The sequence below is a fragment of the Pseudomonas sp. R4-15 genome, from assembly GCF_055768815.1.
The window spans coordinates 1,112,331-1,123,870 of sequence record NZ_CM147293.1 but is presented as its reverse complement, the minus strand read 5'-3'; the positions used below and the strand labels follow the sequence as shown (position 1 = coordinate 1,123,870).

Below are 11,540 nucleotides of genomic sequence, written 5' to 3'. Positions count from 1 at the left end.
TCCAGGAAAGCCCATGCGCACCTTCGTCTACGAAAAACCCCGCGAGCTGGACCCGTCGCAGTTCGCCGACTACCTCGATCCCGCGCGCACCGCGGTGATCTCCATCGACCTGCACCGCGGCCACCTCGATCCGTCGCCGGACTGCCCCTGCCCGGCGCCCCGGGCGCAGGCGCTGGTGGAACCGGTGGATGCCTTCCACGACGCCGCCCGTGCCCTGGGCGTGCGCATCGTGCACGTGCGCTCGGTGCTGCGCGCCGACGGCTCGGACGACCTCGGCGGCATTCCCGCCGCCTGGCGGCGTACCTTCCCGCTGCACATCGGCGCGATTCCCAACCACGCCGAGCACGCCCTGGAGGGCTCGCGCTGGACCGAGTGGATGACCCGCGTCGAGCCCGGCGACCTCAGCGTCTCCAACAAGCGCAGGCTGTCGGCCTTCTACCCGACCGACCTGGATTTCCTGCTGCGCAACCAGCGTATCGACACCCTGGTGTTCGACGGCGGCTTCACCGACTGCTGCGTGCTCAACAGCGCCTTCGAGGCGAGCAACCTGAACTACCGGGTGATCGTCCTGCGTGACCTGGTGCGCGGCACCGACGAGCACCTGGAAGGCGCAGCGCTGTCGATGGTCTCCCTGCACCTGGGCCTGGTGATGGAATCGCAGGATCTGTTGACGGTATGGCGCGAAGCCCGCTGAAACCTCCGCCCTACGCCAGCACCTTCTCGAAGATCTTCGAATTGCGCTGAAAGTTGTACAGCGAGGCGCGCGCCGCCGGCAGACGCTCGACGCCACTGGGCTCGAAGCCACGCTCGCGGAACCAGTGCGCGGTGCGCGTGGTGAGCACGAACAGGGTGTTCAGCCCGGCGGCGCGGGCGCGCTCCTCGATGCGTTCGAGCAGTTCGTCGCCGCGCTGGCCATGGCGATAGGCCGGATTCACCGCCAGGCAGGCGAGCTCGCCGGCCTGGGAATCGGCGATCGGGTAGAGCGCCGCGCAGGCGATGATCAGACCGTCGCGCTCGATGATGGTGAACTGCTCGATCTCCCGTTCGAGCACCTCACGGGAGCGGCGCACGAGGATGCCCTGTTCCTCCAGCGGGGTGATGAGGTCGATCAGCCCGCCGACGTCCTTGATGGTCGCCTCGCGGATCTGCTCGAACTGCTCCTGGTCGACCAGGGTGCCGCCGCCGTCACGGGTGAACAGCTCGGTGAGCAGCGCGCCGTCTTCGGCATAGCTGACGATGTGCGCACGCTTGACCCCGGCACGGCAGGCCTGGGCGGCGGCGTCGAGCAGTTCGGCCTGGTAGCAGCTGCCCAGACGCTTGAGGTGCGCCGGCACCTGTTGCGGGCGCAACTCGCGGATCAGCTTGCCGTCCTCGCCGAGCAGGCCGTGCTCGGCGCCGAAGAGGATCAGCTTGTCCGCGCCCAGGTCGACCGCGGCACGCATCGCCACGTCCTCGCAGGCGAGGTTGAACACCTCGCCGGTCGGCGAGTAGCCCAGCGGCGAGAGCAGCACGATATTGCGCTCGTCGAGCTGGCGGCCGATGCCCTTGCGGTCGATACGCCGCACTTCGCCGGTGTGGTGGAAGTCGACGCCATCGAGCACACCGATCGGCCGTGCGGTGACGTAATTGCCGCTGGTCACGCGCAGCCGCGCGCCCTGCATCGGCGAGGCGGCCATGTCCATCGACAGGCGCGCCTCGATGGCGATGCGCAGCGCGCCCACCGCCTCGATCACGCACTCCAGGGTCGGCGTGTCGGTGATGCGCAAATCGCGGTGATAGCTCGGCTGCAGGTCGCGCTGGGCAAGCCGCGCCTCGATCTGCGGGCGCGAACCATGCACCAGCACCAGGCGCACGCCGAGGCTGTGCAGCAGCACCAGGTCATGCACGATGGTGCCGAAGTTGGCGTGGGCGACGCCGTCGCCGGGCAGCATCACCACGAAGGTGCGCTCCCGGTGGGCGTTGATGTAGGGCGATGCGTGGCGTAGCCAGTGGACGGAATCGTTTTGCATGGGAATGGGGAACCCGGACGGTGAATGATGAGCCTGGCGGGGGAATGGAAATGCGGGCTATCGTCGTCGCAACACGTTCTGCGGTTCCTTCTGGTTACGCGGGCTTGAGGCAGTAATGCTGAATCATCCCGCGCAACAGGTCTACCGTGGGCGTGATGCGTGAGAGATCCAGGTACTCGTCGGGTTGATGGGCACAGGCGATGTCGCCGGGACCGAGCACCAGCGTCTGGCAGCCGAGCGACTGCAGATAGGGCGCCTCGGTGGCGAAGGCGACCGCCTCGGCCTGATGTCCGGTGAGCCGCTCGGCCAAGCGTACCAGTTCACTTTCGGCGGGTTCTTCGAACGGCGGCACCGCCGGGAACAGTGGCGCGTAGTCCAGCGCCACGCCGCGCCGCTCGGCCAGCGGTTGCAAGCGGGTGAAGATCGCCTCGCGCAGTTGCTGCGGGTCCATCCCCGGCAGCGGCCGCAGGTCGAACTCCAGGGCGCACTGGCCACAGATGCGGTTGGGGTTGTCGCCGCCGTGGATGCAGCCCAGGTTGAGGGTCGGCACTGCGACGTCGAACAACGGGTTGCGGTACTGCGCCTGCCATTCGCCACGCAGCGCGAGCAACTCGCCGAGGGCTTCGTGCATCGCCTCCATGGCGCTGCTGCCCAGGCTCGGGTCGGAGGAATGGCCGCTCTGTCCGAGCCATTCCAGTCGCTCCATCATGATCCCCTTGTGCAGGCGCACCGGACGCAGCCCGGTGGGTTCGCCGATCACCGCCGCGCGCCCCAGCGGTCGCCCCGCCTCGGCCAACGCGCGGGCGCCGGACATCGAGCTCTCCTCGTCGCAGGTCGCGAGCACCAGCAGCGGCCGGTCGAAGCGTTGCTCGAGCAACGGCAGTACGGCTTCGACGATCAGCGCGAAGAAGCCCTTCATGTCGCACACGCCCAGGCCGTACCAGCGGTCATCGGCCTCGCGCAGGCGCAGCGGGTCACTCTTCCACAGGGCGGGATCGCAGGGCACGGTGTCGCTGTGGCCGGCCAGCACCAAACCACCGGGGCCGCTGCCCAGGCTGGCCAGCAGGTTGAATTTGCCGGGGGTGACTTCCTGCACTTCGCAGGCGAAGCCGAGGTCGGCGAACCAGGCCTGGAGCAGTTCGATGACCGGACGATTGCTCTGATCGAGACTCGCCTGGGTGCAGCTCACCGAGGGGGCGGCGATCAGCGCGGCGAAGCGCTCTTGCAGGTTCGGCAGGGGCATGTGCGTGGCTCCTGGGCGGCGGCCCATCATAGGGCCATTTGCCGCAGCGCAGGAAGCGTTCGGCCGGTCACGGCGGCGACCGGCCGATGAGCCGTCAGACGAAGATCGCCTTGAGGATGGTGAAGAACAGGATGGACAGCGCGGCGCCAGCCGGCAGGGTGATGATCCAGGAGACGAAGATCGAGCCGATCACGCCCAGGTTCAGCGCGCCGATACCGCGGGCGATGCCGATGCCGAGCACCGCGCCGACCAGGGTATGGGTGGTGGATACCGGCAGGCCGATGGCGGAGGCGCCGACCACGGTGCTGGCGGTGGCCAGCTCGGCGGCGAAACCGCGGCTGGGGGTCAGCTCGGTGATTTCCTTGCCGATGGTGGCGATCACCTTGTAGCCGTAGGTGGCCAGGCCGACCACGATGCCCACCGCACCGAGCAACAGGACCCAACCGGGCACCGCGGACTTGGCGCCCACGGTCAGGTCGCCGCCGGCGGAGATGACGCCCGCGATCGCCGCCAGAGGCCCCACCGCATTGGCCACGTCATTGGCACCGTGGGCGAAGGCCATGGAGCAGGCGGTGAAGATCATCAGGGTGGCGAAGACCTTTTCCACGCTGGCGAACTGGAAGGTGCGGTTGGCCTCGGGGTCGAGCTTGATGCGCGACAGCAGGGCGACGCCCAGCAGCATCACCGCCACGCCGATGGCCAGCGCGAGGAGGATGCTTTCCGCCCCGGAGAGCGACAGGCCGACGTGCTTGAGCCCCTTGGTCACGGTCATCAGCGCGACCATGAAGCCGGTGGCGAACATGTACACCGGCACGTAGCGCTTGGCGTTGTGGAACGGGTCCTCGGTGTTGATGATGAAGCGCTGCACGGTCATGAAGATGCCGAAGGCGATCATCCCCGAGAGCAGCGGCGTGACCACCCAGCTGGCGACGATCGGGCCGATGGCGTGCCAGTGCACCGCGTCCACCGAGATGCCCACGGCGGCGAAGCCGATCACCGCGCCGACGATGGTGTGCGTGGTCGACACCGGCCAGCCCTTGCTGGTGGCGATCAACAGCCAGGTGCCGGCGGCCAGCAGGGCCGAGAGCATGCCCAGGACCATCAGGTCGGGGGTGATCGCCGAGGCATCGACGATGCCGTTCTTGATCGTTTCGGTGACCTCGCCACCGGCCAGGTAGGCACCGCAGAACTCGAAGACCATGGCGATGAAAATCGCCTGGCGGATGGTCAGCGCGCGCGAGCCGACCGAGGTGCCCATGGCATTGGCGACGTCATTGGCGCCCACGCCCCAGGCCATGAAGAAACCGAAGACGCAGGCGAGAACAAGGAGTACGAAGCCGTAATCCGCAATGAAAGACATAGGAAGTTACCTGTTATCCGAAAGACGCCACTAGCGCGCCAGCAGTTGTTCCAGTCGATTGCCCACGCGCTGGGCACGGTCGGCGACGTCACCGACCCAGTCGATGATCTTGTAGAGGAACATCACGTCCACCGGCGGTAGTTCCTTCTCCAGGCGGAACAAGGCACGACGCACCTCGATCTGCAGGCGGTCGGTGTCATCCTCGATGCTGTCGAGCTCTTCCACCATGGACTCCACCAGGGTGGCTTCGCGACCGGAGAAACCGGTCTCGAGCAGCGAATCCAGCTCGTTCATCGCCTTCAGCGCCTGGGCGCTGGCATCCACGGTGCGCTGCACGTAGGTGAGCATCTGCGGCTGCAGCGCCGGCGGCACCTTCATGCAACGGCCAAGCATCAGCCCGGCGATGTCCTTGGCACGGTTGGCGATCTTGTCCTGCACGCTGAGCAGTTCCAGCAGGTCGGAACGAGGCACCGGCAGGAACAGGCTCTTGGGAAGGTGCAGGCGCACGCTCTTCTTGAGCTTGTCGGCCTCGCGCTCCAGCCTCACCATCTCCTGCTGCACGTGCTCGACGCGCTCCCAGTCCTCGGCCATCACGGCCTGGAAGAAGGGCACCAGGTTGGCGGCGCACTCGTGGGATTTGGCGATGTGCTGCTGCATCGGGCCGATGGGTGAACGGCCGAAGAGACTGACGAAGGGGTTGGTCGGCATGGGCGATCCCGTGGACGATGAGGGCGCAATTATAAGGGTGACCCGAAGACCTCGCCATAGCGGGTCATCGCCGAGCGGGCATCGCAGCGCGTCGGAATCGGCGATAATGGCGACATTCCTGCCCTATCGGATCCGCCGTGAACAAAGAAACCGAAATCAAACTGGGCGCCAGCGCCGAGACTCTCGCCGCCCTGCGCGACCATCCCCTGCTGAAGAAGCGCAACAAGAGCGGCTGGGCCAGCCGTGAACTGCTCAACCGCTACTACGACAGCGACGACCTGGCGCTGGCCGCGGCCCGCGTGGCGTTGCGCGTGCGGCGTGACGGCGAGCAGTTCATCCAGACCTTCAAGAGCCGCGGACAGAGCGTGGCCGGACTCTCCGAGCGCAACGAATGGGAATGGCCGTTGCCGAGCGCCGAGCTGGACGTCGCGCTGCTCGACGACCACTGCTGGCCGCAGGCGTTGGCCGCGCTGGACAAGGCGCGCCTGCAGCCGGTGTTCAGCACCGACTTCACCCGCGAATACGCGGAGATCGCCTGGGGTCGCGGCAAGGCCAAGGTGGTGATCGAGGTCGCCCTCGACCGCGGCAAGGTGATCGCCGGCGAGCGTGAAGAGCCGATCAGCGAAGTCGAACTGGAACTGCGCCGAGGCGAGCCCGCGGCGCTGCTGGAGCTCGCCGCGCAACTGGCCGCCGATCTGCCGCTGCTGCCCTGCGACATCAGCAAGGCCGAACGGGGCTATCGGCTGTACGCGCCCAACGCCTACCAGGCGCTGCTGCCGGCCACGCCGCTCGACCCGCTGGCCAGCCTCGACGACAGCTTCGCCACGCTCGCCGCTCGCCTGCTGGGCAACGCCGGACGCCTCGCCGAGCAGTACCGCTTCAGCGGCCAGTGGAAGCTGCTCGAACAATGGTCACTGCAACTGCAGGACCTGCGCGCGCTGCTCGCCACCCTCGGCCAGGCCGGCCCCCGCGCCGCCAGCCGCGAGCTGCGCAACGGGCTCGATGCACTATTGCAGGACTGGCGCCCGCGGCTGCTGGCCGGCCGTGAGGACGAGGCGCTGCGCCGCCAGGCGCCGGAGCTGTTCGCCGCCGAGCTGCAGGGCACCCGCTGGGGCCTGCTGAGCCTGCAGGCCGGCGCCTGGCTGGCCGCGCGTGGCTGGTGCGCCGGGCGCAAGCCGCACGGCGAGCGTATGGGCGCGGCCCCGGTGGGGCGCTGGCTGGAGCGTACGCTCAAGGAAGAGGCGCAAGCCCTGCCGTTGGAACGCCTGCGTAATCAACCCCAGGACCTGGCGGACCAACTGCCGCGCCTGGAACGCATCCTCGCCTGGCTGCGCCAGGCCCGCGAGGCGCTCGAACTGGGCGAGCTCGACCGCCTCTACGGAGAACTGGCCAAGCTGGCGGAGCTGGCCCAGAACGCGGACCTGGACGCCATCCCCGGACAGATCGCCCAGGTCACCCAGTTGCGTCCCTGGAAAGAATTGCAACGCTAGAGCCCGCCAAGGCTTCGTTCGCGAGCCGCGTCGTCGCCACAAGGGGCCTTGCTGGCCCCGCCTCGGCGGCGCCTCCCGGAGGACCGGAGCCGGGTTCGCCGCGAGCGCGAACGAATTATCGGCAATTCTAATGGAATGCCAAATAGCGCCCTGTAGTCGTAGTCCGGGGCGCTCTCGGACAGGCAGGGGTCGCTACGCGCACACTCCGCCGCCGCGCCCTATGCGGCAATCGTGAAAGGAAACGGCCGAACGATGCGAGACAGCATCGCGGTCGAGGCGAAACGCCTCAGTGCCGGCTCGCCGGCGTTCACTTTTGCCTTCACTCCGGACCATAGGGATTCCTCCATGACACCCACTCATCGCAGCCTTGCCGCCGCCATCGCGCTCGGTTCTCTCACCTGCGGCCTGCCCCAGGCCAACGCTTCGCAAGCCGACGCCAATGGTTTCGTCGAAGACTCGACCCTCAACCTGCTGGTGCGCAGCCTCTACTGGAACATGGATCGCCACAACGGCGGTGCCGACACCAAGGACTTTGGCCTCGGCGCCCAGTTGAGCTACGAATCGGGCTTCACCCAGGGTCCCGTGGGATTTGGCGTGGACGTGGCCGGTTATGTCGCGATGAAGCTCGACAGCAGCCTGACTGACGGCGCCAGTTCGCCGCTCTTCCCTACCGATGAAGACGGCCGTACCCACGACGATATTTCCTCGGTCGCGGCCGCGGTGAAAATGCGCGTGTCCAACACCGTGCTCAAATACGGTGAGCTGCGTCCCTACAACCCGGTCTTCGCCCTGGCCGACGCACGCATCGTGCCGTCCACCGCGACCGGCTTCCAACTGCTCAGCGACGAGATCGACGGCCTCAGCCTGGACGCCGGGCACTTCACCTCCGGCAAGGACTTCAACCGCTCCGGCCACGCCAACGGTGACTTCTACGCCGGCTACGCGGGCGTCGCCAGCAACACCGTCGACTACGTCGGCGGCAGCTACGTGTTCAGCGACCAGCTCAGCGCCACCCTCTACGGTTCGCGCTTCGAGGACGTCTGGAAGCAGTACTACGCCAACCTGAACTACGTCATCCCGCTGGCCGAGGATCAGTCCCTGACGCTGGACGGCAACTACTACAAGACCAAGGACGACGGCGACGCCAACGCGGGCGACATCGACAACAACGCCTACTCGCTGGCCGCTACCTACAGCCTCGGCGCGCACGCCTTCACCCTGGCCTACCAGAAGATCAACGGCGACACGCCGATGGACTACCTGGTGCTCAACGGCGGCGGCTACCAGGACTCGATCTACCTGGCCAACTCCATGCAGATCTCCGACTTCAACGGTCCTGGCGAGCACTCCTGGCGCGCGACCTACACCCTGGACATGGGCGCCTACGGCGTGCCCGGCCTGAGCTTCGCCGCCAAGTACGTGCGCGGCAGCGGCGTCGACGCGGCTGCGGCCGGTAGCCCCTACGACCACTACGCAGACGGCGAGAAGCACTGGGAACGCGACCTGGAGGCCCGCTACGTGGTTCAGTCCGGTCCGGCCAAGGACCTGATGTTCCGCCTGCGTCAGGCGACCCATCGCATCGAAGGCACCTCCGACGTGGATTCCGACCAGGTCCGCCTGATCGTCGAATACCCGCTGAGCATCCTGTAAAAAATACCGACGTAGCGACGAGCGGTTCGACAGCCGCCGTCGCTCGCGGGACACTAGGGCCTGTTGCCGCTTCATTCGCGAGCCACGTTGTCGCCAGAAATGACCTGCGATTAGGCGCAGAACGCAGCCAATGGCCACTCCCTTGGCAAGTTCTGCAACGACAGCGCAGGTCATTTCTGGCACAACCCTCTGGGCCGGTGAATGAAGCGGCAACAGGCCCTAGTCCTTTCCGGCCCCCTTTTTTTTTGCGGCGGGCTCAAACCTGGCATCGAGGAGCCCGTCATGCCCGTCCTGGCGCCGCACACTCCGGACCGCTGGCTGGACATCAACGAAGTCCTGCGCACCCTTCTCGCGGAAAAACGCATCGACCAGGACGGCGCCGATCGCTGCCTGGCGGCACGGGTCGCCGCACCCAGCGCGCAGCATCCGCTGGAAACGATCGCCGGCCAGCAACTGGACGACCCGCTGCGTCCTGGCCGCAAGCTCGACCTGGAAACCCTGACCCAGTGGCTCGCCGAATACGCCGGCCAGGCCTACCAGCGCATCGACCCGTTGAAGATCGACGTCGCCGCGGTGACCCCGCTGATGTCCCACGCCTTCGCCCAGCGTCACCGCATCCTCGCCGTGCAGGCGCGCCCGGACGCCGTGGTGGTGGCCAGCGCCCAGCCGTTCGTCTCCAGTTGGGAGGCCAACCTCACCCACGTGCTCAAGCGGCCCATCGAGCGGGTGGTGGCCAATCCGGTGGACATCGCCCGCTTCACCAACGAGTTCTACCGCCTGGCACGCTCGGTGAGCGGCGCCAACGCCAGCGAGCAGAAGCTCAGCAACATCGGCAACTTCGAACAGCTCACCAGCCTCGGCGCCAGCGACCAGGAGCCGGACGCCAACGACGCGCACATCGTCAACATCGTCGACTGGCTGTTCCAGTACGCCTACCAGCAGCGCGCCAGCGACATCCATATCGAGCCCCGCCGCGAAGCCGGTACCGTGCGTTTTCGCATCGACGGCGTGCTGCATAACGTCTACCAGTTCCCGCCCCAGGTGAGCATGGCGGTGATCAGCCGGCTGAAGAACCTCGGCCGCATGAACGTCGCCGAGAAACGCAAGCCGCAGGACGGTCGCATCAAGACCCGCACCCCGGACGGCGGCGAGGTGGAGCTGCGTCTGTCGACCCTGCCCACCGCCTTCGGCGAGAAGATGGTGATGCGTATCTTCGACCCCGAGGTGCTGCTCAAGAGCTTCGACCAGCTCGGTTTCTCCGCCGAGGACCTGCGCCGCTGGCAGAGCATGACCGGCCAGCCCAACGGCATCATCCTGGTCACCGGGCCGACCGGCTCGGGCAAGACCACCACGCTGTACACCACCCTCAAGCAACTGGCCACCGAGGAAGTGAACGTCTGCACCATTGAGGACCCGATCGAGATGATCGAGCCGGCGTTCAACCAGATGCAGGTGCAGCACAACATCGACCTGACCTTCGCCTCCGGCGTGCGCGCACTGATGCGCCAGGACCCGGACATCATCATGATCGGCGAGATCCGTGACCTGGAAACCGCGGAAATGGCCATCCAGGCGGCGCTCACCGGACACCTGGTGCTCTCCACCCTGCACACCAACGACGCGCCCAGCGCGATCACCCGCCTGCTCGAACTGGGGGTTCCGCACTACCTGCTCAAGGCCACCCTGCTGGGCGTCATGGCGCAACGCCTGGTGCGCACCCTGTGCCCGCACTGCAAGGCGCCGACGCAGCTCGAGGAAAGCGACTGGCAGACCCTCACGCGCCCGTGGAACGCCCCCGTGCCCAGCGGCGCGCACCGCGCCGTGGGCTGCGCGGAGTGTCGCGACACCGGCTACCGGGGCCGTGCCGGGGTCTACGAGATCATGCTGCTGGGCGACGGGCTGAAGAGCCACATCAGCGCCGACGTCGACCTGGTGTCACTGCGCCGGGCGGCCTTCAAGGACGGCATGCGCTCCCTGCGCCTCTCCGGTGCGCAGAAGATCGCCGCCGGCATGACCACGGTCGAGGAGGTGTTGCGGGTGACCCCGCAGAGCGAACAGCTCTAGGGGCCGTTCGCGTCGCCGGAACTTGCGCGGCATCGCAGCGCTCTGAACCTTTACCCGATAGGGGTCTGTTCGACAGGAGACTGACATGCGCAAGAAACTACTCGTCGCGTCGCTGGCCCTGTGCCTGCCCGCCACGTCCGCCCTGGCGGTGGGCTGGCGCGACGTCGCCACCACCGGTGCCGTATCGGCATCCGTTTACTCGACCATCGACCGCAACAAGCTGGTCTACGCCGCCCAGGACGATGCCTCCAGCTTCGTCGCCAGCGGCGGCGCCATCCGCGGCCCTTATCTCGAAGCGGCGCTGCAACGCGTACGTAGCGAGAACCCGCAACTGCAGGCGGACGACATGGCTCTGGCCACTGCCATCCTCAGCGCACCGGAGCAATTCGGCGAAGCCCGCTGATCGACGCGGGCCGTGCAGAAACCAAAAGGGCCGCTATACAGCGGCCCTTTTGGTTGGGATGCGATGAATTATTCGTCGATCTCGGTGCGGTAGCCGTCGGCGTCGAGCAGGTCTTCGAGCTCGCTCTCGTCGCTGGGCTTGAGCTTGAAGAACCAGCTACCGTACGGGTCCTGGTTGACGCTTTCCGGCGTGTCGGCCAGCGCGTCGTTGACCGCGATGACCTCACCGCTGACCGGAGCATAGATATCCGAGGCGGCCTTCACCGACTCCACCACCCCGGCCTCCTGGCCGGCCGTCAGTTGCTGGCCGACCACCGGCAACTCGACGAACACCACATCGCCCAAGGCCGCCTGGGCGTGATCGGAAATACCCACGCTGACGCTACCGTCCATCTCCAGGCGAGCCCACTCGTGGCTGGCGGCGTAGCGGAGGTCGTCTCGAATTTCGCTCATGCTGGTTTCCTCTGAAATAGGGCCTTGCGGGTTTGCGCGATACTCTAGCCCAGTGTCGCGACACGCATCAAATGCCGACCCGCACTGGCCCTCGACAGACATCACTGCGTTGCTCCGTTTGCCAATACTCCAATATTGGCGACGCGAAGCGCCTTGCGCTG

The 11,540-nt window shown here is 67.0% G+C and carries 10 protein-coding genes; 5 read left to right on the top strand and 5 right to left on the bottom strand.

The window, feature by feature from the left end:
- Positions 1 to 13 precede the first annotated feature (13 nt).
- Positions 14 to 694, top strand: a complete 681-nt coding sequence (locus tag ACYRGX_RS05375) for a cysteine hydrolase family protein (RefSeq protein ID WP_473055581.1) — start codon at positions 14 to 16, stop codon at positions 692 to 694.
- Between the two features lie 10 nt (positions 695 to 704).
- Here the strand turns inward: ACYRGX_RS05375 and argA are convergent, their stop codons facing one another.
- The 4 genes from argA to ACYRGX_RS05355 all read right to left on the bottom strand — a co-directional run bounded on the left by argA (position 705) and on the right by ACYRGX_RS05355 (position 5,320).
- Positions 705 to 2,009: an amino-acid N-acetyltransferase gene (argA, locus tag ACYRGX_RS05370; RefSeq protein WP_473055580.1), complete on the bottom strand. Its 1,305-nt coding sequence runs from the start codon at positions 2,007 to 2,009 to the stop codon at positions 705 to 707.
- A 94-nt stretch (positions 2,010 to 2,103) separates the two neighbouring features.
- Positions 2,104 to 3,252, bottom strand: a complete 1,149-nt coding sequence (argE, locus tag ACYRGX_RS05365; protein WP_473055579.1) for an acetylornithine deacetylase — start codon at positions 3,250 to 3,252, stop codon at positions 2,104 to 2,106.
- A gap of 94 nt (positions 3,253 to 3,346) precedes the next feature.
- Entirely contained in the window at positions 3,347 to 4,612 is a 1,266-nt protein-coding gene (locus ACYRGX_RS05360; RefSeq protein WP_473055578.1) for an inorganic phosphate transporter, read from the bottom strand.
- Positions 4,613 to 4,642: 30 nt separating this feature from the next.
- Complete coding sequence (locus ACYRGX_RS05355; RefSeq protein ID WP_473055577.1) at positions 4,643 to 5,320, bottom strand: TIGR00153 family protein; 678 nt, start codon at positions 5,318 to 5,320, stop codon at positions 4,643 to 4,645.
- 137 nt (positions 5,321 to 5,457) lie between these two features.
- Here ACYRGX_RS05355 and ACYRGX_RS05350 point away from each other — a divergent pair, with 137 nt between their 5' ends.
- The 4 genes from ACYRGX_RS05350 to ACYRGX_RS05335 all read left to right on the top strand — a co-directional run bounded on the left by ACYRGX_RS05350 (position 5,458) and on the right by ACYRGX_RS05335 (position 10,927).
- A complete protein-coding gene (locus ACYRGX_RS05350; RefSeq protein ID WP_473055576.1) occupies positions 5,458 to 6,810 on the top strand; it encodes a CYTH domain-containing protein in 1,353 nt (450 codons plus the stop codon).
- Between the two features lie 345 nt (positions 6,811 to 7,155).
- Complete coding sequence (locus ACYRGX_RS05345; RefSeq protein ID WP_473055575.1) at positions 7,156 to 8,460, top strand: OprD family porin; 1,305 nt, start codon at positions 7,156 to 7,158, stop codon at positions 8,458 to 8,460.
- 282 nt (positions 8,461 to 8,742) lie between these two features.
- A complete protein-coding gene (gene tfpB / locus ACYRGX_RS05340; protein WP_473055574.1) occupies positions 8,743 to 10,524 on the top strand; it encodes a type IV pilus assembly ATPase TfpB in 1,782 nt (593 codons plus the stop codon).
- Between the two features lie 85 nt (positions 10,525 to 10,609).
- The gene (locus ACYRGX_RS05335; RefSeq protein WP_473055573.1) at positions 10,610 to 10,927 is read left to right on the top strand and encodes a DUF2388 domain-containing protein; all 318 of its coding nucleotides are present in this window, start codon (positions 10,610 to 10,612) and stop codon (positions 10,925 to 10,927) included.
- Positions 10,928 to 10,995: 68 nt separating this feature from the next.
- On the opposite strand, the gene gcvH is transcribed toward ACYRGX_RS05335, so the two are convergent.
- Positions 10,996 to 11,379, bottom strand: a complete 384-nt coding sequence (gene gcvH, locus ACYRGX_RS05330) for a glycine cleavage system protein GcvH (protein ID WP_473055572.1) — start codon at positions 11,377 to 11,379, stop codon at positions 10,996 to 10,998.
- Positions 11,380 to 11,540: the final 161 nt, after the last annotated feature.

Coding starts and splice junctions, on each gene's coding strand:
- argA (WP_473055580.1), bottom strand. CDS start 2,009: ATGCAAAACGATTCCGTCCACTGGCTACGCCACGCATCGCCCTACATC.
- ACYRGX_RS05345 (WP_473055575.1), top strand. CDS start 7,156: ATGACACCCACTCATCGCAGCCTTGCCGCCGCCATCGCGCTCGGTTCT.
- ACYRGX_RS05375 (WP_473055581.1), top strand. CDS start 14: ATGCGCACCTTCGTCTACGAAAAACCCCGCGAGCTGGACCCGTCGCAG.
- ACYRGX_RS05360 (WP_473055578.1), bottom strand. CDS start 4,612: ATGTCTTTCATTGCGGATTACGGCTTCGTACTCCTTGTTCTCGCCTGC.
- gcvH (WP_473055572.1), bottom strand. CDS start 11,379: ATGAGCGAAATTCGAGACGACCTCCGCTACGCCGCCAGCCACGAGTGG.
- argE (WP_473055579.1), bottom strand. CDS start 3,252: ATGCCCCTGCCGAACCTGCAAGAGCGCTTCGCCGCGCTGATCGCCGCC.
- ACYRGX_RS05355 (WP_473055577.1), bottom strand. CDS start 5,320: ATGCCGACCAACCCCTTCGTCAGTCTCTTCGGCCGTTCACCCATCGGC.
- ACYRGX_RS05335 (WP_473055573.1), top strand. CDS start 10,610: ATGCGCAAGAAACTACTCGTCGCGTCGCTGGCCCTGTGCCTGCCCGCC.
- tfpB (WP_473055574.1), top strand. CDS start 8,743: ATGCCCGTCCTGGCGCCGCACACTCCGGACCGCTGGCTGGACATCAAC.